Source organism: Streptomyces sp. NPDC016851 (assembly GCF_055562795.1).
Window position 1 is genome coordinate 211,122 of the sequence record NZ_JBVHEP010000007.1, and the last position, 22,110, is coordinate 233,231.

Below are 22,110 nucleotides of genomic sequence, written 5' to 3' on the forward strand. Positions count from 1 at the left end.
GTTACGGAGGACGGCTCCCGCCGGGTCAACAAGGACGGCTCCCGCCGGCTTACTGGGGATCCGGTCCCACGGCCACCGGCCGGTCCGGGTCCGAGGACCACTCCGACCACGAGCCCACGTACAGCTCCGCCGGAATGCCCGCGACCGCCAGCGCCAGCACCTCATGGGCCGCGGACACCCCCGACCCGCAGTACACGCCGACCCGCGCGTCCTCGGTCACGCCAAGCCCCTTGAAACGCGCGCGCAGTTCCTCGGCCGGGAGGAAGCACCCGTCCGCCCCCACGTTCTCCGTAGTGGGCGCCGACACCGCTCCCGGGATGTGCCCGGCCACCGGATCGATCGGCTCCACTTCGCCCCGGTACCGCTCCCCCGCCCGCGCGTCCAGCAGCACCCCGGACCGTGCCAGCACCGCGGCGGCGTCGGCGTCGAGCAGGCCGGCCGCTCCCGGCTCGGGCACGAAGTCGCCCTCGGCCGGAGTCGGCACGGTCTTCTCCAACGGCCCCTCCCAGGCCGGCAACCCTCCGTCGAGGACTCGCACGTCCGGGTGACCCGTCCAGCGCAGCAGCCACCACGCCCGGGCCGCCGCCCAGCCCTGGCCGCCGTCGTAGACGACCACCGGCGTCCCGGACGACACGCCCGCCCGGCGCATCGCGGCACCGAAGCGCGCGAGGTCGGGCAGCGGATGCCTGCCACCCTTCCCCGGCGCCGAGGCCAACTCCTGGTCCAGGTCGACGAAGACGGCCCCCGGAAGGTGCCCTTCCTCGTACGCGGCCCGGCCGTCGTACGGCGGCTCACCGGTCGCCTTGGCCATGGTGAGCTGCCAGCGGACATCGAGCAGGACGGGCGGGTGGGCGCCCGCCAGCTCGCTCGCGAGATCGGATGCGGAGATGATGGCGTTCATGGCTCCATCCTCGCGCACAGGGGTGGCCGAGCCGTCCGGCTCCGGCTACTGTGCTCGGCCGGAGCGGGACGCTCACGCACTGTACGAGAACAGGCACATGCCGTACGGGAACAAACTCATGCCGTACGGGAACAAGCGCGTGCTGTACAGCTGAACGACGGGTGCCGACAAGCGCGCCGCACGGGGCAGCGCACCGCACATCAGGCATTCTCCCGGACAGGGGCCGCCCCGCAGGGCGTTCCCCCGTGGGCTGCGGACAGCGCGCCCACCGCGAGGCCGAGAAGAGAGTGACGATGACCGACGCACGGGAGTCCGCCGGCCCGAACGGCGCAAGACCCGCTCGGCACGCGCCCGGCACACCCTGCTGGGTGAGCCTGATGGTGCACGGGCCGACCGCGACCCAGGAGTTCTACGGAGCGCTGTTCGGCTGGGAGTTCCAGCCGGGCCCCAAGCAACTCGGCCCGTACGTACGGGCACTGCTCGACGGACACGAGGTGGCCGGCATCGGCCAACTGCCGCCGGACCGTCATCTGCCCATCGCGTGGACCCCCTACTTCGCCTCGGAGAACGTGGACCTGACCGTGGAGACGGTGCGCAGCTGCGGCGGCACGATCGGCGTGGGCCCGCTGGACGCCGACGACGCGGGCCGCCTGGCGATCTGTTCCGATCCCTCGGGTGCGGTCTTCGGCATCTGGCAGGCCGCCGCACACCTCGGCACGGCCGTCTCGGGCGCCCCCGGCACGCCCGCCTGGAACGAGCTGCTGACCTTCGAGTCGGCGAGCGTCGCCAAGTTCTACCGGTCGGTGTTCGGCTACCAGGAGGAGCCGGTGGTGTCCGCCGACTTCGACTACGTCACCCTGCACCTCGGAGGCCGGCCCGTCGCCGGCATCCACGGGCTGGGGCAGGCCCTGCCCCGTGACCGGGGCCCGCACTGGGTGACGTACTTCCAGGTCGGCGACGTCGACGACGCCTTGGACCACCTGGTGCATCTGGGCGGGCAGGTCCTCAAGCCGGCCCATGACACGACACACGGCCGGGTGGCGATGGTGGCGGACCCGGAGGGGGCGCGGTTCGCGCTGGTGCGACGGCAGCGCTGACGCTCTGCCGACCTGCCGGGGGTGAAGGGCACCGCCCGGTGGTCAGGAGGACGACACCGGCAGCACGTCCGGGGACAGGGCCGCCGCGCGGGCCGTCGCCGAGGTCATGCGGCGCCTGTGGTGGCGGCGGCACAGGACCTCGTAGCCGACCTCGTCGGCGGAGTGGGTGACGTCTCCGACGACCACCTGTGCGCCCTCGACGACCATGACACCGCCTATCGTGCGGGCGTTGTGCGTGGCCCGGGCGCCGCACCAGCACAGGGCCTCGACCTGCAGCACCTCGACCCGGTCGGCCAGTTCCACCAGCCGCTGGGAGCCGGGGAACAGCTTGGAGCGGAAGTCGGTCGTGATGCCGAAGGCGTACACGTCGAGGCCCAGGTCGTCGACCACCCGCGCGAGTTGGTCGATCTGCTCCGGCGCCAGGAACTGCGCCTCGTCGGCGATCACGTAGTCCGCGCGGCCGCCCTGGGAGAGGTGGTCGACGAGGTAGGCGTAGAGGTCCTGGCCGTCCTCGACCTCCACCGCGTCCGTGACCAGGCCGAGGCGCGAGGACAGTTTGCCCTCGCCGGCGCGGTCGTCACGCGAGAAGATCATGCCCTGCAGGCCGCGCGCCGAGCGGTTGTGCTCGATCTGGAGAGCCAGCGTCGACTTCCCGCAGTCCATCGTTCCGGAGAAGAACACCAGCTCGGGCATGTCGAGTTGAGCACCTTTCGGCGAGAGAGGTCAGGCGTGAGAGAGCGGGGCGATGCTTCAGGAGCGTACTTCGAGCAGCGGGACCAACTGCTCGGCGGGGGTCATCGAACCGTGGTTGCCGACCATCGCCGACTCCTTCGGCTCCCGCTCGGAGGCGATGAGCAGGACGTCGTCGCGCGCAGCGGCGACCACGTCGCCGATCCGGCCGTACACCCGTTCGTCGATCTTCGGGCCGAACCAGCCCGCCGCGATGGCCTCGTCGCGTGAGGCCACCCAGAACTGCTCGCCGAGCACCTCGCGCCAGCAGGTCAGGACGTCGCCGGCGGCACCGGGCACCGCGTAGACGTGCCGGGCGCGGCCCTCGCCGCCGAGCAGGGCGACTCCGGCGCTCAGCTCCCAGTCCTCGTCGAAGTCGATGCGGTGCTCTTCGTCGAAGGGCACGTCGATCATGCCGTGGTCGGCGGTGACGTAGAGGGCGCTGCGCGGCGGCAGTTGCTCGGCCAGGCGCTGGACCAGGCGGTCGGCGTACATGAGCTGGCCGCGCCAGGTGTCGGAGTCGACTCCGAAGCGGTGACCGGCGCCGTCGACCTCGGCGAAGTACGTGTAGACCAGGGAACGGTCGCCCGCGGCCAGTTGCTCGGCCGCCAGATCCATACGGTCCTCGCCGGTCAGCCGCCCGAGGAACGTTCCGCCACTGAGCGCGACCCTGGTCAGCGGGGTGTTCTCGAACGTCGGGGAGGACACCTGCGCGGCATGCACCCCCGCCTTGTGGGCCAGCTGGAAGACCGTCGGGTACGGCTGCCAGGGGCCGGGCGGGGTCCACGGCTGCCAGCGCAGCTGGTTCATCAGCTCGCCGGTGTCCGGGTTGCGCACGGTGTAGCCGGGCAGACCGTGCACGCCGGGCGGCAGGCCGGTGCCGACCGAGGCCAGGGAGGTGGCCGTGGTCGCCGGGTAGCCGGCGGTGAGCGGACGTCCGGTGCCACCGCGCGAGGTGGCGAGCAGGGACGTCATGAAGGGGGCGTCCTCGGGGTGCGCCCTGAGCTGCTCCCAGCCGAGGCCGTCGATCAGGAACACGCAGTTCCGGTCGGCGGGGGTCAGCTCGGAGATCGCGGCGCTCATGCCCGGTACGCCGAGGCCTGCGGCCAGCGTGGGCAGCAGGTCGGCGAGGGAGCCACTGCCGTACTCGGGGGCCGGGGCGGAGGTGACGGTGAGCGGTTCGGGGTGCTGGTCCCAGGCCGTCTGGTGTGCCATCAGCGAGCGGTGTCCGCGGTCGCCTCGGAGAGCGCCTGCGCGAAGGCGAGCGCCTGGCGCACGGTCTCCGGTCCGTCCCCCGCCTCGCTGACGCGCAGGCTGAGGTCGTCCGCCGTCGAGTTGCCCGTGTAGCCGTGGTCCGCCTCGCAGTTGGGGTCGCCGCAGGCGGCCGGCTCCAGGTCGATGCGGGAGACGGCGCCCCAGCCGATGGTGAGGACGACCTCGCGGGGCAGGGTGCCCGGCGCGTAGGACTCGGGGTTGGCGACCACGCGGCTGACCACGATCGACGAGATCCGGCTCAGCTTCACGGACTCCGTCGACGTCGTGGCGTACGGCGTCGGGGAGGTGCTGTCGGCGGACTGTTCGTCGGTGTGGCTGACGATGAAGCGGTGGTCCGTGAGGACGAGCACCGTCACATGCCGCCGTACCTCGTTCTGGTCGAACGTCGTCTCCTGGTGGACCAGGTACGACCGGACGGGCTCGCCGCCCACGGCGGCTTCCACCGCCTCGGCCACGAGGGCCGGGTAGTAGCCGCTGCGCTCGATCGCCGCCCGCAGCCCCTGGGTCGTCGTACTGGTCTTGGCCATGACGCCCATCCTACGGGGGACCACTGACTGCGAGGCACCGCTCGCCCCCTGCCAGTACCGGGGAGAGCGTCCGCGGTCAGTACGCGGGGAGGGTCCGCGGGCCGAGGTCGTCTCGGGCGGGCGGTGGTGCGAGGCGGACGGAGGCGCCCAGGACGCTCAGGCCGTGAGAGGCGACGATGACCGGCTCCAGGGTGACCGCGACGACCTCGGGGTGGTCGTCGACCAGCCGGGACACCCTCAGCAGCAGCTCCTCCAGGGCACGGGTGTCGGCCGGTGCGGAGCCGCGCCAGCCGAACAGCAGGGGTGCGGTGCGGATCGAGCGCACCAGCGAGGTCGCCTCCTTGTCCGTGACCGGGATCAGCCGGTGTGCCGTGTCCCCGAGCAGCTGCGAGACGGCCCCGGCCAGGCCGAACGAGAGCACGGCTCCGGCCGCGGGGTCGATGACGGCCCGGACGACGACGTCCACGCCCCGCGGCGCCATCCGCTGCACGACGGGGCGCAGCTCCTCCGGTGCTCCGAACAGCTCGGTCAACTCGGTGTACGACCTGAGCAGTTGGTCCTCGTCCGCGAGATCGAGGCGTACGCCGCCCAGGTCGGCGCGGTGCCGCAGGTGCGGGGCGGTGGCCTTGAGGGCGACGGGATAGCCGAGGGTGCGGGCGGCCTCGGCGGCGGCGCCGGGGGTCGGGGCGGGCAGGGCCCGGTGGACGTGGATGCCGTAGTGGCCGAGCAGGTCGCAGGTCTCGTCCGTGCCGAGCGTGAGTCCCTGCCCGCGCGCGAGGAGCCCGTCGATCAGCGCGGCGGCGCCCTTCTCGTCGATGTCCTCGTACTCGGGCACCTTGCCGGGGTCGGCGGCGCCGCGCCGCCACTGCGCGTAGCCGACGGCCTGCGCCAGGGCGCGGACGGCACGCTCGGCGGCGGGGTAGGCCGGAATGAGGTGCTCGCCCTCGGGAGCCTCGGCGGTGGGGAGTCGTTCTTCGGTGGGTGTCGGGCGAAGGGCGATGTGGGGAGCATGGTCCGTCCCGGCCTGCGGTGCCGTGCTCGCCGCCGCCGACAGGGCCTCCGCCAGGCCGCCGAGCTCCACGTGCACCACCAGGACCGGCTTGGCCGGAGCGGCGGCCGCCGCCGAGCGCAGCGCCTGCGCGAGGGCCGCGTCCGCGACCGAGCCCTCCCCCACCGCCGGTATGGCGGTGACGACGACCGCGTCGCACTCGTCGTCGGCCAGCGCGCGCGACAGGGCCGCGTGGAAGTCCCCGGCGGAGGCGGCCGTGGTCAGGTCCTGCGGGGAGTGCGGGCGCAGGCCCTCGGCGAGGCACGCGTCGTACGTGAGCAGGCCGAGCGACTCGGAGTTGCCGAGGATCGCCACCCGGGGCCCGGCCGGCAGCGGCTGGCGGGCGAGGAGCAGCCCGGCGTCCACCAGCTCGGTGATGGTGTCGACCCGGATGACGCCGGCCTGCCGCAGCAACGCGGAGACCGTCGCGTGCGGCAGCCGGGTCGCCCGTACGGCGTGCCCCTGGGGCGCGGCCGCGTGCCGGGCGCCCTGGACCACGACCAGGGGCTTCGCCGCCGCCGTCCGGCGGGCGAGGCGGGTGAACTTGCGGGGGTTGCCGATGGACTCCAGGTACATGAGGACGACGTCGGTGTCCGGGTCCTCGTACCAGTACTGGAGGACGTCGTTGCCGGAGACGTCGGCCCGGTTGCCCGAGGAGACGAAGGTGGAGACGCCGGTCACGCCCGTGACGCCGCCGCCGCGCCGGTGCAACCGGGACAGCAGGGCGATGCCGATGGCGCCGGACTGGGCGAACAGGCCGATCCGGCCCGGGCGCGGCGTCTCGGGCGCGAGGGAGGCGTTGAGCCGCACCCGCGGCGAGGTGTTGATGATGCCGAAGGCGTTGGGCCCGATGATCCGCATGCCGTACGTGCGCGCCTGCCGCACGAGCTCGCGCTGGCGTTCGCGCCCCTCGGTGCCGCTCTCGGCGTATCCGGCGGAGACGACGACCAGCCCCTGCACGCCGTGTTCGCCGCACTCGGTGACGACCTCGGGCACGTGGTCGGCCGGCACGGCGACGACCGCGAGGTCGACCGGGCCGTCGATGTCCCGCACCGAGCGGTGGGCGGGGACCCCGTCGAGCTCCTTCTGTCCCTCGGGCAGTGCCTTGTTCACGGCGTAGAGGCGGCCGGTGTACCCGGCGTCGCGGATGTTGCCGAGGACGCTGCGGCCCACGCCGCCCGGGGTACGCCCCGCTCCGATGACGGCGACCGAGCCGGGCGCGAGCAGCCGCTGCACGGAGCGGGCCTCGGCGCGGTGCTCGCGCGCGTACTGCACGGCGAGGGAGCGGTCGGTGGGTTCGAGGTCGAACTCCAGACGGACGACGCCGTCCTCGAAGCTGCGCTTCTGGGTGTACCCGGCGTCCGTGAACACCTTGATCATCTTGTTGTTGGCGGGCAGCACCTCGGCGGCGAAGCGGCGGATGCCGCGCTCGCGGGCGACGGCGGCGATGTGCTCGAGGAGGGCGGAGGCGACGCCCCGGCCCTGATGGGCGTCCTGTACGAGGAAGGCGACCTCGGCTTCGTCGGCGGGTGCGGACGCGGGCGTTCCGTCCGCGCCGATCCGGTCGTAGCGTACGGTGGCGATGAACTCGCCGCCGACTGTGGCCGCGAGTCCCACCCGGTCCACAAAGTCGTGGTGCGTGAAGCGGTGGACGTCCTTGGCGGACAGGCGAGGGTACGGCGCGAAGAAGCGGTAGTACTTCGACTCGTCGGAGACCTGCTCGTAGAAGCTGACCAGGCGCTCGGCGTCATCAACGGTGATGGGCCGGATGCGCGCGGTGCCACCGTCGCGCAGCACCACGTCGGCTTCCCAGTGGGCGGGATACTCGTGCCGGTCCGGCGAGGTCTGCATGGGCCCCAGAGTACGTCTGGCGTCTGACAACGGCGCGAGGCAGTCTGTGGAGGGCGTCAGTCGGGTCGAGGCCGCGATCCGACGGCACCCCGGGCGGTACACCAGGACCGCTCCGGCGCAGCTTCACGTATGGGAAACTGGTCTAGACAACCCTGAAAACCGAAGGGCAGCAACACATGGCTGAGCGCCGCGTCAACGTCGGCTGGGCCGAGGGCCTCCACGCCCGCCCCGCCTCCATCTTCGTCCGAGCCGCCACGGCCGCAGGCGTCCCGGTGACGATCGCCAAGGCAGACGGCAACCCCGTCAACGCGGCCTCCATGCTGGCCGTCCTCGGCCTCGGTGCCCAGGGCGGCGAGGAGATCGTCCTCGCCTCCGACGCCGAGGGTGCGGACGCCGCCCTGGACCGGCTGGCGAAGCTGGTCTCCGAGGGTCTCGAGGAACTGCCCGAGACCGTCTGAGCATTCTTTCGCGCCTGATCCGGTACCCCCGGCCCGGCGCAACCAGAAGGGCTCGTCCGAATTCATCGGGCGAGCCCTTCGCCATTCCCGGCCACGGCCCGCCATTTCCGGTCACGGGCGGCCGCGTATTTCCCGTTCCCGGGCAACAGAAATAATCCCCCGCGAATTACCTTCTCTTTGTATACGGCTCTCGTGTTAATGCCGCAGGCTCGCCGTGTTTACGGGATGTTGCGAGTTCCTCACACGCTCGGCCCGCTCCCCGGCGGAGCCGAAACGCAGCCGGTGCGCGGCCGTCGCGCGCTCGGTGTGCAGCGCCGTGACCGCCCGCGCGCGCTCACTGTCCCCGCGCGCCACCGCGTCCACGATCGCGCCGTGCTCGGTCCAGGACTCCACGGGCCCGGCCGGCGCCTCGACGGTGTACATCCAGGCGATCTTGTGGCGGAGCTGGGTCAGCATCGAGGTCAGCGCGGGGCTGCCGGAGGCCTGTGCGAGCGTCTCGTGGAACCAGCCGCCCAGGGAGCGCAGGTCGTCGCTGTTGCCCCGGCGGGCGCGCTCCTGGCCGAGCCTGACCAGGCCGCGCAGGACCTTCAGATGGGCCTCGGTGCGGCGCTGGGCGGCGCGGGCCGCGCCGAGCGGCTCCAGCAGCAACCGCATCTCCAGCAGGTCGGCGGCCTCCTGCTCGGTGGGTTCGGCGACGCACGCGCCCGCGTGCCGCCGGGTGACCACGAAGCCCTCGGCCTCCAGGGTGCGCAGGGCCTCCCGGACGGGGACGCGCGAGACACCGTAGCGGCGGGCGAGGAGTTCCTCGGTCAGCCGGCCGCCGCGTTCGTAGACACCCGCGACGATGTCGTCCCGGATGGCCGTGCACACCGAGTGCGCCGGAATGCGCATGACCGACCTCCGTTTAATCCCCGTGAAACGTCGACGAGTGACACGTGTTCCGTGACTCTATTGCAATGAGCCGGAATTTCCGACGGCGGACCGGAATCCAGGGATATTTTTTGGACAGCCGGGCGTCACAAACGCCGAAAGCCCCGGCTCGGGGAGCCGGGGCCTCGGGAAGCGGAGTGGTACGCCGTCAGATGCTCACGCCGTGCGAGCGGAGGTAGGCGACCGGGTCGATGTCCGAGCCGTACTCGGGGCTCGTACGGGCCTCGAAGTGCAGGTGCGCACCGGTGACGTTGCCGGTCGCGCCGGACAGGCCGATCTGCTGGCCGGGGGTGACCTTCTGGCCCACCGAGACGCTGATGGACGACAGGTGGCCGTACTGGGTGTACGTGCCGTCGTTCATCTTGATCACGATCTGGTTGCCGTAGGAGCCGCCCCAGCCGGCCTCGACGACCTCGCCCATGCCGACCGCGTGGACGGAGGTGCCGCTGGCGGCGTGGAAGTCGACACCGGTGTGGCTGCCGGAGGACCACAGGCCGCTGCTGGCCTGGTAGGCGGTGGAGACGTACGAGCCGGAGATCGGGGGCACGAACGTGTTGAGGCGCTTGCGCTCGGCCTCGCGGGCGGCGCGCTCCTTGGCCTCGCGGGCCTTCTCGGCGGCCTCCTTGGCCTCCTTGGCCGCCTCGGCGGCCCGCTCGCGGGCGGCCTCCTCGGCCTTCTTCTTGGCGGCGGCCTCCTCGGCGGCCTGCTTCTGGGCGGCGGCCTGGGCGTCGATCTGCTGGGCCACGGTGTCGCCCATGGTGACGACGGGGGTGAGGCCGGTCTGCTCGACGGCGGGCTCTGCGGCGAAGGCCGGGGCGGCCACGGTGCCGATGACACCGGTGGTGGCGAGGGCCGCGACGCCCGCCGCGCGGGCGGTGCCGCGCTGCATCCGGCTGGGACGACGGTGCTTCCCGGTGGCGCGGGTGAACGCCATGGAGTGCCTGGTCCTTTCCTTCCTTCTCGCCTACCGGGTTAGCTGACGGGTTCGGAGCAGGAAGGTCTCCTACGGACCCCCTCGCGGCTCGCGCGGGCGTCCGATTCACCCCAGGGACTGCGGTGGGTCCCCGGCTCCCCTGGCTCGCGCCGTACGGGGACTCGGCGATGACTGTCCGGTGCCGCGGGTGCGGCGCACTGCCTGACGAACAGCCCGGACGAACCTAAGCGGGGCCACTTTCAATTCCCAAACGGATCCCGGTTTTTGTAGCGCATCCCACAGGGCAGACAGGCAACCTCCGCACCAATTCGGGCATAAAGGAGCCCTGGTGCCTTAGAAGACAACCAGGGCCCCTGCGCGCGTGTGCTCCTACTCGGCGGCGACGACCGAGACTTCGCCGATGCCCAGGGCCTCGACCGGGCCCTTGATCTGCGCCGCGTCACCGACGAGCACGGTCACCAGCCGGTCCACCGGGAAGGCGCTGACGGCCGCCGCGGTGGCCTCCACGGTGCCGGTCGCGGCGAGCTGCCGGTACAGCGTGGCCTGGAAGTCGTCGGGCAGGTGCTGCTCGACCTGGTCGGCCAGCGTGCTCGCGACGGCCGCCGCCGTCTCGTACTTCAGCGGCGCCACGCCGACCAGGTTCTGCACGGCGACGTCCCGCTCGGCGTCGGTCAGCCCCTCGGCGGCGAGCGTGCGCAGCACCGTCCAGAGGTCCTGGAGGGCGGGGCCGGTGTTGGGCGTGTCCACGGAGCCGCTGATGGCGAGCATCGCGGCACCGGTCCCGTCCGGGGCGGACCTGAGGACCTGGCCGAACGCCCGCACCCCGTAGGTGTAGCCCTTCTCCTCGCGCAGCACGCGGTCCAGGCGGGAGGTGAGGGTGCCGCCGAGGCAGTACGTGCCGAGCACCTGCGCGGGCCACACGCGGTCGTGCCGGTCCGGGCCGATCCGGCCGATCAGCAGCTGCGTCTGTACGGCGCCGGGGCGGTCCACGATGACGACCCTGCCCGTGTCGTCGGCCGTCACCGGCGGCACCGGGCGCGGCTCGGCCGCGGAGCCGGTCCAGGCGCCCAGCGTGTCGCCGAGCAGGGCGTCGAGGTCGATGCCGGTGAGGTCGCCGACGACCACGACCGTGGCCGTGGCGGGCCTGACGTGCCTCTCGTAGAAGGCGCGTACGGCCGCGGAGTCGATCGCTACGACCGTCTCCTCGGTGCCCTGGCGGGGCCGCGACATGCGCGAGTCCGACGGGAACAGCTCCTTGGAGAGCTCCTTGGCGGCACGGCGGGCGGGGTTGGCCAGCTCGTGCGGGATCTCGTCGAGGCGGTTGCGGACCAGCCGCTCGACCTCGCTGTCCGCGAACGCGGGGGCCCTCAGGGCGTCGGCGACCAGGCCGAGCCCCTTGGCGAGCCGGGAGGCCGGCACCTCCAGGCTGAGCCGGACGCCGGGGTGGTCGGCGTGCGCGTCGAGGGTGGCGCCGGCGCGCTCCAGCTCGGCGGCGAAGTCCTCGGCGGAGTGCTTGTCGGTGCCCTCGGAGAAGGCCCGGGCCATGATCGTGGCCACGCCGTCGAGGCCGGCCGGCTCGGCGTCCAGGGGCGCGTCCAGCAGTACCTCCACGGCGACGACCTGCTGGCCGGGGCGGTGGCAGCGCAGGACCGTCAGGCCGTTGCCGAGCGTGCCGCGCTCGGGGGCCGGGAAGGCCCACGGCTTGGCGTCGCCCGCCTGCGGCTGGGGGTGGAAGTCCATCGTGGCGAGCTCGGTCACTTGGCCGCCTCCTCGTTCTCGTTCAGGGCCGCGGCTGCGGTGTCGTCGGTGGTGTCGGCGTCCTCGGCGGTCTCCGCGTCGCCCGTCTCGCCGGCGACGGGCTCGTAGACGAGCACCGCGCGGTTGTCGGGCCGCAGGCGGGCCTTGGCGACCTCCTGGACCTCCTCGGCCGTCACCTCCAGCACGCGCTGCACGGCGGTCAGGGCGAGCTGCGGGTCGCCGAACAGGACGGCGTACCGGCACAGTTCGTCGGCGCGGCCGGCGACCGTGCCCAGCCGGTCCAGCCACTCGCGCTCCAGCTGGGCCTGGGCGCGCTCCATCTCCTCGGCCGTGGGGCCCTCCTCGGCGAACCGGGCGAGCTCCTCGTCGATGGCGGACTCGATGACCGGGACCTCCACGTCACCGGACGTCTTCACGTCCAGCCACCCCAGGGAGGGCGCCCCGGCGAGCCGCAGCAGGCCGAAGCCGGCCGCCACGGCCGTACGGTCGCGCCGTACGAGGCGGTTGTACAGGCGGGAGGACTCGCCGCCGCCGAGGACCGTGAGGGCTAGGTCGGCCGCGTCGCACGCGCGCGTGCCGTCCTGCGGCAGCCGGTAGGCGGCCATCAGGGCGCGCGCCGGGACCTCCTCCTCGACGACCTCGCGCAGCTGCTCGCCGATGGTCTCCGGCAGCGCGCCGTCGCGGGGCGCGGGCTTGCCGTCGTGGCCGGGGATGGAGCCGAAGTACTTCTCGATCCAGGCCAGGGTCTGCTCCGGGTCGATGTCGCCGACCACGGAGAGCACGGCGTTGTTCGGCGCGTAGTAGGTGCGGAAGAACGCGCGTGCGTCCTCCAGGGTGGCGGCGTCCAGGTCGGCCATCGAGCCGATCGGCGTGTGGTGGTAGGGGTGGCCCGCCGGGTAGGCGAGGGCGGTCAGCTTCTCGAAGGCGGTGCCGTAGGGGACGTTGTCGTAGCGCTGCCGGCGCTCGTTCTTGACGACGTCCCGCTGGTTTTCCATCGACTCGTCGTCGAGCGCGGCCAGCAGGGAGCCCATGCGGTCGGCCTCCAGCCAGAGGGCGAGCTCCAGCTGGTGGGCGGGCATGGTCTCGAAGTAGTTGGTCCGCTCGAAGCTGGTGGTGCCGTTCAGCGAGCCGCCCGCGCCCTGGACGAGCTCGAAGTGGCCGTTGCCCTTGACCTGGGCGGAACCCTGGAACATCAGGTGCTCGAAAAGGTGAGCCAGGCCGGTACGCCCCTTGACTTCGTGGCGCGAGCCGACGTCGTACCAGAGGCACACCGCCGCGACCGGGGTCAGGTGGTCCTCGGAGAGCACCACGCGCAGGCCGTTGGCCAGGCGGTGCTCGGTCGCTGTCAGGCCCCCGGAGCCTGCCTGGGCTGTGGCCGTGTGACCCATGGGCATGTACGTCCCTTCGATCGCGGCGCGGTCGCTCGAACCGCGGTTTTCCTGGCGAGTCCTGCCACTGTATGCAAGCGTGCGGGGCCCTGGTGAAGTTCCCGGGGGGCGTACGCGGAGAGCGTGAGAGGGAAGCGGCCGGGGCGGTGCGCGGTGGTGACGGCGGGCCGGTCCCGGGGCCGGGAGAAGACCGGCGGAAGACCCTGAAGCCGCCGGTCCGGCCGGGCGGCCCGCGGCAGCCCTCCGGCAGCGTCCGGTCCCCCGCCCGGGCCGGGCGGGCGGCACCCTCGGGCCGGGTACGAACCCCCTGCCGGGGAGGCCGTAGACCGGGTACGAACCCCTGCCGGGGAGGCCGTAGACCGGGTCCTGGTCCCGGTTGTCAGTGCGGCGGTCCACAATGGTCGGCGTCAGATCTCGTTCAACGCTTCAGCAAGGAGCCGGCAGCGATGGCCCGCCGCAGCACGAAGACCCCGCCGCCCGACGACTCGTACGAGGAGAGAATCCTCGACATCGACGTCGTCGACGAGATGCAGGGCTCCTTCCTCGAGTACGCGTACTCGGTCATCTACTCCCGCGCCCTGCCCGACGCGCGCGACGGTCTCAAGCCGGTGCACCGCCGCATCGTCTACCAGATGAACGAGATGGGTCTGCGCCCCGAGCGCGGGTACGTCAAGTGCGCCCGCGTCGTCGGCGAGGTGATGGGCAAGCTGCACCCGCACGGCGACGCGTCGATCTACGACGCCCTCGTGCGCATGGCGCAGCCCTTCTCGATGCGTGTCCCCCTGGTCGACGGCCACGGCAACTTCGGCTCGCTGGGCAACGACGACCCGCCGGCCGCCATGCGGTACACCGAGTGCCGGATGGCCGAGGCCACGAGCCTCATGACGGAGTCCATCGATGAGGACACCGTCGACTTCAACCCGAACTACGACGGCCAGGAGCGGGAACCGGTGGCGCTGCCCGCCGCCTTCCCGAACCTCCTGGTCAACGGCGCCTCGGGCATCGCGGTCGGTATGGCCACGAACATGCCGCCGCACAACCTGCGCGAGGTGATCGCCGCCGCCCGCCACCTGATCAGGTACCCGAACGCCGATCTCGACGCCCTGATGAAGCACGTCCCGGGCCCCGACCTGCCCACCGGCGGCCGTATCGTCGGCCTGTCCGGCATCCGGGACGCGTACGAGACGGGCCGCGGCTCGTTCAAGATGCGCGCCACGGTGTCCGTGGAGCCCGTGACGGCCCGCCGCAAGGGCCTCGTGGTCACCGAGCTGCCCTTCACGGTCGGCCCGGAGAAGGTGATCGCCAAGATCAAGGACCTGGTGGGCTCGAAGAAGCTCCAGGGCATCGCCGACGTCAAGGACCTCACCGACCGCGAGCACGGGCTGCGCCTGGTCATCGAGATCAAGAACGGCTTCGTGCCGGAGGCGGTCCTGGAGCAGCTGTACAAGCTGACGCCGATGGAGGAGTCCTTCGGCATCAACAACGTCGCCCTGGTCGACGGCCAGCCGCTCACGCTGGGTCTGAAGGAGCTGCTGGAGGTCTATCTCGACCACCGCTTCACGGTCGTGCGGCGGCGTTCGGAGTTCCGCCGCACGAAGAAGCGGGACCGGCTGCACCTGGTCGAAGGCCTGCTGACGGCCCTGCTGGACATCGACGAGGTCATCCGCCTCATCCGCTCCAGCGAGAACTCCGCGCAGGCGAAGCAGCGCCTGATGGAGCAGTTCTCGTTGAGCGAGGTGCAGACGCAGTACATCCTCGACACGCCGCTGCGCCGCCTGACCAAGTACGACCGCATCGAGCTGGAGACCGAGAAGGAACGGCTCAACGCGGAGATCGAGGAACTGACCCGGATCCTCGACTCGGACACGGAGCTGCGCAAGCTCGTCTCCACCGAACTGGCCACGGTCGCCAAGAAGTTCGGCACCGACCGGCGGACGGTCCTGCTGGAGTCGGGTGGCGCCACGGTCGCCACGGTGCCGCTCCAGGTGGCCGACGACCCGTGCCGGGTGCTGCTGTCCTCGACCGGTCTGCTGGCCCGCACGGCGAACGGCGAACCGTTCCCGGAGTACTCCGGCGCCAAGCGGGTGAAGCACGACGTGATCGTCTCGGCGGTGCCCGCCACCGCCCGCGGCGAGGTGGGCGCGGTCACCTCGGCGGGCAGGCTGCTGCGGCTGAACGTGATCGACCTGCCCCAGCTCCCGGAGTCGATGCCGACGCCCAACCTCGCGGGAGGCGCCCCGCTGGCGGAGTTCGTCTCCCTGGAGGACGACGAGACGGTGGTCTGCCTGACGACGTTCGACGAGTCGTCGCCCGGCCTGGCGCTCGGCACGGCACAGGGCGTCGTCAAGCGCGTGGTGCCGGACTACCCGGCCAACAAGGAAGAGCTCGAGGTGATCACCCTCAAGGAGGGCGACCGGATCGTCGGCGCGGTCGAGCTGCGCACCGGCGAGGAGGATCTGGTCTTCATCACCGACGACGCCCAGTTGCTGCGCTTCCAGGCGTCCCAGGTGCGGCCGCAGGGCCGCCCGGCCGGCGGTGTGGCCGGCATCAAGCTCACCGAGGGCGCGAAGGTCATCTCGTTCACGGCGGTGGACCCGGCGGTGGACGCCGTGGTCTTCACCGTCGCCGGCTCGCGGGGCACGCTGGACGACTCCGTGCAGACGACGGCCAAGATGACCCCGTTCGACCAGTACCCGCGCAAGGGCCGCGCCACCGGTGGCGTCCGCTGCCAGCGGTTCCTGAAGGGCGAGGACTGCCTGTCCCTGGCCTGGGCGGGCCCGGCCCCGGCGCTCGCCGCGCAGAAGAACGGCACCCCGGCCGACCTCCCGGAGATGGACCCGCGGCGTGACGGCTCGGGTGTGTCCCTGGCGAAGACGGTGGCCGTGGTGGCGGGGCCGGTCTAGACGCCTCCGGTGGAGGGCTCAGGCAGGCTCTGCCTCTGCCGGGTCCTCCTCCGGGTTCTGTACGTACCTGAGGACGCCCCACATGCCGCGCTCGTCGGCGTGCGGGGCGTCGCTCCTGCACGCGCCGAGTTCCTTGTCGAGGGCGGGGGTGTCGATGCCGGAGCCGATGAGGACCAGCTGGGTGAGGCGTGCGCCACCGGCCGGCCAGGGCTCCGGGTAGAAGCGCAGGAAGCGACCGACGGCATGGACGGCGTAGCGGTTCCGCACGTCGTAGGGCCCGAAGTCGACATAGCCCTTGATCCGGTACAGCCCGTCGGGACGGCTGTCGAGGAACTCCATGAGACGGCGCGGGTCCAGGGGCTCCTCCGAGACGAACGACAGGCTGTCGTAGGCGCTGTGCAGGTGCTCGGCGTGGTCGTCCGCGCCGTGCTCGTGCAGGTCGTCGAAGGACAGCTGCCCGATGCGTTCCTCGCTCGGCCGGCAGTCGAAGAGGAACTCGGGGTCGATCCGGCCGTAGGAGGCCGGGACGACGGCGGCGCGGTCGACGAGGGAGCGGACCAGCCCGAGGACGCGTTCGCCGTCCGCCGCCCGGTCGAGCTTGTTGACCACGACGAGATCGGCCAGCGCGAGATGCCGGTCGATCTCCGGGTGCCTGGACCGGGTGTCGTCGAACTCGGCGGCGTCCACGACCTCGACGAGCCCGCCGTACACGATCCCCGGATGCTCGCTGGTGAGCACCATCCGCACGAGTTCCTGCGGCTCGGCCAGCCCGCTCGCCTCGATGACGATGACGTCGATGCCGAGGGAGGGTTCCGCCAGCCGTTCCAGGTACTGGTCCAGCTCGCTCGCGTCGACGGCACAGCACAGACAGCCGTTGCCGAGCGAGACCGTCGAGTCGCCGAGCGCTCCCGCCACGGCCATCGCGTCGATCTCGATGGCCCCGAAGTCGTTGACGATGGCGCCGATACGGCTGCCGCCGCTGCGGTGGAGGAGGTGGTTGAGCAGTGTGGTCTTCCCCGAGCCGAGGAATCCGGCCAGGACGACGACCGGGATCTGCTGCGGTTCCGGGCTCGGCAGGCTCACCGTGCGACCTCTCTCACGCCGACGCGTGCACCGGCTCACGTTCCCGGCACACGTATGAGGATGGGATGCCGCCCCAGGATACGAGCCGTCGGAATCGCGGCGAAGTGAACGATTGTTAGCAGCACTCGCGGGGCAGACGTTGGGCATGGCGCCGGTTTGTGCGACCCTCGCTTCCCTCCGTGCGCCTCCTCTCCGCCTCCCCGCCGATCAGAGCCGCTCGGCACTCTGGGAGACGGCAAGCGCCGCCCACCGCTCGCCGGTCCCCTCCAGTCGACCCGCGTACCGACGACCGGCGGACGGCCGCCTGAATCGGGGGTTGACATGGGCACACGGAAAATGAGCTTTCGGGGGCTGGGTGCCACCGCCTCGGCAGGGATCGTCCTGGCGGCGGGCGCCGCCGTCGCCATGGCCGCACAGCGGCCGGCGTTCCATGCGTTGCGCACCCGGATCGAGCACCTCGAGGAGGCCGCACAGTCACAGCGCCGGGCCAACTTCGCCCACCAGCAGCGGCTGCACTGGGAGTTGCTGAGCAAGGCGATGGACGATCCGGAGCTGGCCGAGGTGCTGGACGTGTACGACGGGACCGTCTCGCCCAGGAAACTCCGCCAGTTCCTCTTCGCCAACGCCCTCTACACGAACGCCCTGTGCTATCACCGCATGGGCAACATGAGCCGGGAGGAGTTCTTCGGCTTCGCCCGGAGCATGCTGCAGAACGCCGTCTTCAGGGAGTACTGGTACGCCTCCCGCCCGCATCGGGCGACCCTCGCCGACTCGTCCGAGGAGGCCAGGCTCGGACGCATGGTCGACGACCTTCTCGTGCAGTTGGAGGAGGCGGACACCGACCAGTGGTGGGTGGTCGGGGAGCCGCCGGGCGAGTAGGGGGGCTCCTGGTGGAGATCCATCAGAAGCCCCCTGGCGCCGGGCCTCGGCCGTAAGCGCCGCACCTTCCGGATCACTCTCTTGAACGCATCACACGGCTGGGGGGTAACGAACCCATAAACCGGCGCGTTTCCCCAGATGCCAACAAGGTTGACTACTGCGCATCCCGCGAACCGGGTCGACCACCGCCGAACCGCCGCTCCACGCCGCCCGGTTGTCGAGGCCGCGGCCCCACAGGGCCGCATCGCACCGCAGGCTACAGTGCGCACCAAGCCTCGAGATCAAAAGGAACGCCAGAACAGTGAGCCACATCATCCGTCGGATTGGCACCCCTCCCAGCCAGCGGGGAAGTGCGACTGGTGCCAATTGTCCCGATATCTTCGAGCTGTCCGACGGCAGGTTCGCTGTAATCGGCACCGATCTCACCGAGGAGCTCGACGGAAAGCTCCCCGGCGACGCGTCCAGAGCGGACTACGAGCGCATCGTCGTGGTCACGCGCAAGACCCTCATCGACGCCAAGGCCGATATTCCTGACGCCTGATCTCGTCGGCGCCCGCCGGATCGGCGCCCGCCGGATCGGTGCCCGCCGGGTCGGTGCCCGCCGGGTCGGTGCCCGTCGGGTCGGTGCCCGTCGGGTCCGCGGACCTACCTGTCGCTCCCGCGGGTCGGGCACCCGTCGAGCCGGCCCTGCGGCTCGGGTCCGGCACCTCCTGGTGCCGGACCCTCCGTGTTCCTGCGGCGCCGCCCGTCAGGCGGGCACGGGAGTCGGCGCCTCCGGTCCCACATAGCGCGCCACCGGCCTGATGATCTTCGTGTCCTCCGCCTGTTCCAGAATGTTGGCGCTCCAGCCGACGACGCGCGCGGCGGCGAACGTCGGCGTGAACATCTCGCGGGGCAGGCCGCAGAGTTCCATGACCACGCCCGCGTAGTACTCCACGTTGGTGTGGAGTTCACGGCCGGGCTTCAGCTCCGCCAGGATCGCCTCGACGTGCCGTTCGACCTCCACGGCGAAGTCCACCCGCGGACCGCCGAACCCCTGGGCGACCTCGCGCAGCATCCGCGACCTGGGGTCCTCCGTGCGGTAGATCGCGTGCCCGAAGCCCATGATGCGCTCACCGGCGAGCACCCGTTGCCGCACCCAGGAGTCGATTCGCTCCGGGGTGCCGATCGCGTCCAGGGTGTCCAGCGCCCGACTGGGCGCTCCCCCGTGCAACGGCCCCGACAGGGCTGCCACCGCACCGGCGAGGCACGCCGCCACGTCCGCACCCGTCGACGCGATGACCCGAGCCGTGAAGGTTGATGCATTGAATCCGTGATCAATAGTTGAGATCAGGTATTGCTCGATCGCCCGTGCGTGCCGCTCGGTCGGCACCGAACCGGTCAACATGTACAGGTAATTGGCCGCGTACGACAGGTCCTCACGCGGCTGCACCGGCTCGAGCCCCTTCCCCAGCCGGTGCAGCGCGGTGAGCAGCGTGGGCACGGCCGCGGCCGCCTCGATGGTGTCCTGCCTGCGCCGGTCGGCATCGATGTCGTACACGGGCCGGAAGCCCTTGGCCGCGCCCAGCAGCGACAGCGCCGTGCGCATCCCGGCGAGCGGGCCGGAGCGCCCGCCGGCCGCCGCGATGGCCGGCAGGGCCGTGCGGACCTCGTCGGGCAGCCGTCGCAGCGCCGCGGTCCGTGCCGTGAAGGCGGCGCTCTGCCCGGGGTCCGGCAGGTCGCCGTGCACGAGCAGATGCCAGACGTCCTCGAACGCGCGGGTCCGCGCGAGGTCGACGGCGGAGTACTGCCGGTAGTGGTAAAAGCCCTCGACGCCACGGACGTCACCGATCCGGGTGTCGGTGACGACGACACCGGCGAGTCCCCGCGGTGCGTCGATGAGAGCGGTTGCGGACCTGTTGACGGACATGACTTCCTCCCTGGACTTGATTCGACTGTCCATGGTTGACTTGACTTGTGTCAATATTGATTGGATCAATACATCAGTCAATGGACCGCTAGGCGGATACGGTGACCCCATGCGCGATCAAGAACCCGCCCCCCTCGACGCGGAACGGCGGCTGAGCACCAAGGAGGCCGCCGAGCTGCTCGGCGTGAAGCCGGAGACCGTGTACGCGTACGTGAGCCGCGGTCAGCTCAGCAGCCGACGGATGGCCGGCGGCCGGGGCAGCACCTTCGACGCCAGGGAGGTCGAGGCGCTCGCGCGGCGCAACAGGCGGGAGAGCGCCGGGAGTTCCCCCTCCGGCGGCGAGTTGTCCGTACGGACCCGCATCACACTCATCGAGAGCGACCGCTACTACTACCGTGGTGTCGACGCGGTCGACGTGGCCACGCGGCACACCTACGAGGAGGTCGCCGAGTGGCTGTGGACCGGCCGGATGCGGCCGGGCAGCACGTTCACCGCGCCGGCCGCCCCGGTCGCCGTGGCCCGCCGGGCCGTCGACGCGCTGCCCGAACACGCCGCGCCCACCGACCTGCTGCGCGTCGCGACGATCGCCGCCGCGACCGCCGACCCGCTGCGCTTCGACCTGTCCGAGGACGCCGTGCTCGGCACCGCGCGCACCCTCATTCCCACACTGGTCGCCGCCCTGCCCCCGGCGTGGCGCGACCGCCGTGACGAAGGCCCCCTGGCCCACCGCCTGTGGTCCAGGCTGTCGGCGCACAAGGACCCCGACGAGGCGTCCCTGCGTGCCCTGGACACCGCGCTCGCCCTCCTCGTCGACCACGACCTGGCCGCCTCGACCCTCGCGGTGCGCGTCGCCGCGTCGGCCCGTGCCCACGCCTACGCGGCGGTCTCCGCCGGACTCGGGGTGATCGAGGGCCCGCTGCACGGCGCGGCCAGCGGGCTCGCGCACCGGCTGCTCCAGGACGTGCTCGACCAGGGCGACGCGGCACCGGTGATCGCGGACGAACTGCGCGCGGGCCGCCGTATCCCGGGGCTCGGCCACCGGCTCTACTCCGGTGAGGACCCACGCGCGCGTGCCCTGTTCGCCCTCCTGGAGCAGATCCCGCGCGCGGAACCCGCCCTCCTCGCAGCCCGCGACATCGTCGAGACCACCGCCCGCCACGCCCCGCTGCACGCCAACGTCGACCTCGCGCTCGCCGTGCTCTCCACGTCCTGCGGCATGCCCCCGACCGCGGGCGAGACGATCTTCGCGGTGGCCCGTACGGCGGGCTGGATCGCCCACGCCCTCGAGGAGTACGGCGAGCGCCCGCTGCGCATGCGTCCGAGCGGTCTCTACGCGGGGCCGAAACCGCCGCAGCCACTGCCGGAGTAGGCAAGGGCGGGGCCGAAATGAGCTGCGGACCAAGTCAGGTTAGGCTCACCTCTGTGAGTACGTGCTCAAGCGTCTCCCGGGACTCCGACGAGCCCGTTTCGGGAACCGCGGCCACCGCGAGGACCTGGCTGTTGCTGGAACAGCCCGGTCCGTGGGGTGCCAAGGCGCTCACTTCGAGCCACCTGGACCCCGCACTGGGCCGCGCCCTGGAAGCGGCCGCCAAGGACACCGGCGTGCGGATCGTGCTCATCCGCCGCCCCGGACGCCACGCGGACAGCCGGATGCCCGCCACCCGCCGGGTGTACGCGGCCCACACCGTTCCGGGAAACGTGTGGCTGCACGGCGCCACCACCTCGGACCCCGGGCAGCTCCTCGACCTCGACTTCGCCGCACTCGGCCGGGGCGACCACAGCACCTTCGACGCGGTGCTCGGCGGACGGCCCCACGACGGTGATCCGCTCGCCCTCGTCTGCACCAACGGCAAGCGCGACCGCTGCTGCGCCCTCCTCGGCCGCCCTCTCGCTGCCGAACTCGCCGCGTCCGGGGTCGAGGGCGTCTGGGAGGTCACCCATCTGGGTGGTCACCGCTTCTCCCCGACAGCACTCGTCCTGCCGTACGGCTACGCGTACGGCCGGGCCGAGGCGCACACCCTCAAAGAGGTCCTGCACGGCGCTCGGGAGGGGCGGATCGTCGTCGAGGGGTGCCGGGGCAGCTCGGCCTGGGAACGGCCCGGCCAGGCGGCCGAACTCGCCGTGCGCACCACGACAGGCGAATACGCCGCGGAAGCGCTGAGCGTCGTGCGGACGGCCGGCGCGGCCCCGCGCTGGGAGGTGACCGTCGCCCACGCCGACGGACGCCGCTGGCAGGTCGAGGTGGCCCAGGGCGCGGCGCTGCCGCCCCGGCCGGAGAGCTGTGGAGCGGCGGTCCTCGGTTCACCCGCGCGGATGGACGTGGTGGCTGTGCGCGAGGTGAGGATGACGACGGCACTCGCCGGCTGAACGGTCCGCCGGCCGCAGTCCGGGCCGTCTCCTCAAGCATTGATCAAGAGATCCACGCCACACCCGTTACGGC

General features: G+C 71.9%; 18 protein-coding genes and 1 riboswitch. Of the genes, 7 read left to right on the plus strand and 11 right to left on the minus strand.

Annotated elements, in window-relative coordinates:
- Positions 1-49: 49 nt before the first annotated feature.
- The gene (locus ACZ3I3_RS14040; protein WP_467364822.1) at positions 50-901 is read right to left on the minus strand and encodes a sulfurtransferase; all 852 of its coding nucleotides are present in this window, start codon (positions 899-901) and stop codon (positions 50-52) included.
- A gap of 293 nt (positions 902-1,194) precedes the next feature.
- Here ACZ3I3_RS14040 and ACZ3I3_RS14045 point away from each other — a divergent pair, with 293 nt between their 5' ends.
- The gene (locus ACZ3I3_RS14045; RefSeq protein ID WP_467364824.1) at positions 1,195-1,998 is read left to right on the plus strand and encodes a VOC family protein; all 804 of its coding nucleotides are present in this window, start codon (positions 1,195-1,197) and stop codon (positions 1,996-1,998) included.
- A 42-nt stretch (positions 1,999-2,040) separates the two neighbouring features.
- Here the strand turns inward: ACZ3I3_RS14045 and ACZ3I3_RS14050 are convergent, their stop codons facing one another.
- From ACZ3I3_RS14050 to ACZ3I3_RS14065, 4 genes are all read right to left on the minus strand, one after another.
- A complete protein-coding gene (locus ACZ3I3_RS14050) occupies positions 2,041-2,691 on the minus strand; it encodes a thymidine kinase (protein WP_010034989.1) in 651 nt (216 codons plus the stop codon).
- Positions 2,692-2,748: 57 nt separating this feature from the next.
- Entirely contained in the window at positions 2,749-3,942 is a 1,194-nt protein-coding gene (locus ACZ3I3_RS14055; RefSeq protein WP_467364826.1) for an alkaline phosphatase family protein, read from the minus strand.
- A complete protein-coding gene (locus ACZ3I3_RS14060) occupies positions 3,942-4,529 on the minus strand; it encodes a DUF5998 family protein (protein WP_467364828.1) in 588 nt (195 codons plus the stop codon). Before ACZ3I3_RS14060 ends, ACZ3I3_RS14055 begins: the two co-directional genes overlap by 1 nt.
- A 76-nt stretch (positions 4,530-4,605) precedes the next feature.
- The gene (locus ACZ3I3_RS14065) at positions 4,606-7,428 is read right to left on the minus strand and encodes a bifunctional acetate--CoA ligase family protein/GNAT family N-acetyltransferase (RefSeq protein ID WP_467364830.1); all 2,823 of its coding nucleotides are present in this window, start codon (positions 7,426-7,428) and stop codon (positions 4,606-4,608) included.
- 176 nt (positions 7,429-7,604) lie between these two features.
- Here ACZ3I3_RS14065 and ACZ3I3_RS14070 point away from each other — a divergent pair, with 176 nt between their 5' ends.
- Positions 7,605-7,886, plus strand: coding sequence for an HPr family phosphocarrier protein (locus tag ACZ3I3_RS14070; RefSeq protein WP_003993478.1), 282 nt, complete (start codon positions 7,605-7,607; stop codon positions 7,884-7,886).
- A gap of 195 nt (positions 7,887-8,081) precedes the next feature.
- Here ACZ3I3_RS14070 and ACZ3I3_RS14075 read toward each other — a convergent pair whose 3' ends face one another.
- From ACZ3I3_RS14075 to ACZ3I3_RS14090, 4 genes are all read right to left on the minus strand, one after another.
- Positions 8,082-8,777: a GntR family transcriptional regulator gene (locus ACZ3I3_RS14075; RefSeq protein ID WP_086559469.1), complete on the minus strand. Its 696-nt coding sequence runs from the start codon at positions 8,775-8,777 to the stop codon at positions 8,082-8,084.
- 187 nt (positions 8,778-8,964) lie between these two features.
- Positions 8,965-9,750: a M23 family metallopeptidase gene (locus ACZ3I3_RS14080; protein ID WP_356923508.1), complete on the minus strand. Its 786-nt coding sequence runs from the start codon at positions 9,748-9,750 to the stop codon at positions 8,965-8,967.
- A gap of 13 nt (positions 9,751-9,763) precedes the next feature.
- Positions 9,764-9,927, minus strand: a riboswitch (cyclic di-AMP (ydaO/yuaA leader).
- A gap of 192 nt (positions 9,928-10,119) precedes the next feature.
- Complete coding sequence (locus ACZ3I3_RS14085) at positions 10,120-11,508, minus strand: M16 family metallopeptidase (RefSeq protein ID WP_467364833.1); 1,389 nt, start codon at positions 11,506-11,508, stop codon at positions 10,120-10,122.
- Positions 11,505-12,902, minus strand: a complete 1,398-nt coding sequence (locus ACZ3I3_RS14090) for a M16 family metallopeptidase (protein ID WP_467364835.1) — start codon at positions 12,900-12,902, stop codon at positions 11,505-11,507. Before ACZ3I3_RS14090 ends, ACZ3I3_RS14085 begins: the two co-directional genes overlap by 4 nt.
- 440 nt (positions 12,903-13,342) lie before the next feature.
- Here ACZ3I3_RS14090 and ACZ3I3_RS14095 point away from each other — a divergent pair, with 440 nt between their 5' ends.
- Positions 13,343-15,799 carry a DNA gyrase/topoisomerase IV subunit A gene (locus ACZ3I3_RS14095; protein ID WP_467364837.1) on the plus strand — a complete coding sequence of 819 codons (2,457 nt, stop codon included), beginning with the start codon at positions 13,343-13,345 and terminating at the stop codon, positions 15,797-15,799.
- An 18-nt stretch (positions 15,800-15,817) separates the two neighbouring features.
- Here the strand turns inward: ACZ3I3_RS14095 and ACZ3I3_RS14100 are convergent, their stop codons facing one another.
- Positions 15,818-16,882: a CobW family GTP-binding protein gene (locus ACZ3I3_RS14100; RefSeq protein ID WP_467364839.1), complete on the minus strand. Its 1,065-nt coding sequence runs from the start codon at positions 16,880-16,882 to the stop codon at positions 15,818-15,820.
- 321 nt (positions 16,883-17,203) lie between these two features.
- Between ACZ3I3_RS14100 and ACZ3I3_RS14105 the strand changes: the two genes are divergently transcribed.
- Both ACZ3I3_RS14105 and ACZ3I3_RS14110 read left to right on the plus strand, forming a co-directional pair.
- On the plus strand, positions 17,204-17,761 hold the full coding sequence (locus ACZ3I3_RS14105; RefSeq protein ID WP_467364841.1) for a DUF6082 family protein: 558 nt from the start codon (positions 17,204-17,206) through the stop codon (positions 17,759-17,761).
- 301 nt (positions 17,762-18,062) lie between these two features.
- A complete protein-coding gene (locus ACZ3I3_RS14110; RefSeq protein WP_467364843.1) occupies positions 18,063-18,302 on the plus strand; it encodes a hypothetical protein in 240 nt (79 codons plus the stop codon).
- Between the two features lie 207 nt (positions 18,303-18,509).
- Here the strand turns inward: ACZ3I3_RS14110 and ACZ3I3_RS14115 are convergent, their stop codons facing one another.
- Positions 18,510-19,670 carry a citrate synthase/methylcitrate synthase gene (locus tag ACZ3I3_RS14115; protein ID WP_467364844.1) on the minus strand — a complete coding sequence of 387 codons (1,161 nt, stop codon included), beginning with the start codon at positions 19,668-19,670 and terminating at the stop codon, positions 18,510-18,512.
- A gap of 109 nt (positions 19,671-19,779) precedes the next feature.
- Here ACZ3I3_RS14115 and ACZ3I3_RS14120 point away from each other — a divergent pair, with 109 nt between their 5' ends.
- Together ACZ3I3_RS14120 and ACZ3I3_RS14125 are read left to right on the plus strand one after the other, a co-directional pair.
- The gene (locus ACZ3I3_RS14120) at positions 19,780-21,039 is read left to right on the plus strand and encodes a citrate synthase (RefSeq protein WP_467364846.1); all 1,260 of its coding nucleotides are present in this window, start codon (positions 19,780-19,782) and stop codon (positions 21,037-21,039) included.
- Between the two features lie 53 nt (positions 21,040-21,092).
- The gene (locus tag ACZ3I3_RS14125; RefSeq protein WP_467364848.1) at positions 21,093-22,037 is read left to right on the plus strand and encodes a sucrase ferredoxin; all 945 of its coding nucleotides are present in this window, start codon (positions 21,093-21,095) and stop codon (positions 22,035-22,037) included.
- Positions 22,038-22,110 lie beyond the last annotated feature (73 nt).

Bases quoted from the DNA above. Each gene is read 5' to 3' on its own strand.
- ACZ3I3_RS14040 (WP_467364822.1), bottom strand. From the start codon at position 901: ATGAACGCCATCATCTCCGCATCCGATCTCGCGAGCGAGCTGGCGGGC.
- ACZ3I3_RS14045 (WP_467364824.1), top strand. From the start codon at position 1,195: ATGACCGACGCACGGGAGTCCGCCGGCCCGAACGGCGCAAGACCCGCT.
- ACZ3I3_RS14050 (WP_010034989.1), bottom strand. From the start codon at position 2,691: ATGCCCGAGCTGGTGTTCTTCTCCGGAACGATGGACTGCGGGAAGTCG.
- ACZ3I3_RS14055 (WP_467364826.1), bottom strand. From the start codon at position 3,942: ATGGCACACCAGACGGCCTGGGACCAGCACCCCGAACCGCTCACCGTC.
- ACZ3I3_RS14060 (WP_467364828.1), bottom strand. From the start codon at position 4,529: ATGGCCAAGACCAGTACGACGACCCAGGGGCTGCGGGCGGCGATCGAG.
- ACZ3I3_RS14065 (WP_467364830.1), bottom strand. From the start codon at position 7,428: ATGCAGACCTCGCCGGACCGGCACGAGTATCCCGCCCACTGGGAAGCC.
- ACZ3I3_RS14070 (WP_003993478.1), top strand. From the start codon at position 7,605: ATGGCTGAGCGCCGCGTCAACGTCGGCTGGGCCGAGGGCCTCCACGCC.
- ACZ3I3_RS14075 (WP_086559469.1), bottom strand. From the start codon at position 8,777: ATGCGCATTCCGGCGCACTCGGTGTGCACGGCCATCCGGGACGACATC.
- ACZ3I3_RS14080 (WP_356923508.1), bottom strand. From the start codon at position 9,750: ATGGCGTTCACCCGCGCCACCGGGAAGCACCGTCGTCCCAGCCGGATG.
- ACZ3I3_RS14090 (WP_467364835.1), bottom strand. From the start codon at position 12,902: ATGCCCATGGGTCACACGGCCACAGCCCAGGCAGGCTCCGGGGGCCTG.
- ACZ3I3_RS14095 (WP_467364837.1), top strand. From the start codon at position 13,343: ATGGCCCGCCGCAGCACGAAGACCCCGCCGCCCGACGACTCGTACGAG.
- ACZ3I3_RS14105 (WP_467364841.1), top strand. From the start codon at position 17,204: ATGGGCACACGGAAAATGAGCTTTCGGGGGCTGGGTGCCACCGCCTCG.
- ACZ3I3_RS14115 (WP_467364844.1), bottom strand. From the start codon at position 19,670: ATGTCCGTCAACAGGTCCGCAACCGCTCTCATCGACGCACCGCGGGGA.
- ACZ3I3_RS14120 (WP_467364846.1), top strand. From the start codon at position 19,780: ATGCGCGATCAAGAACCCGCCCCCCTCGACGCGGAACGGCGGCTGAGC.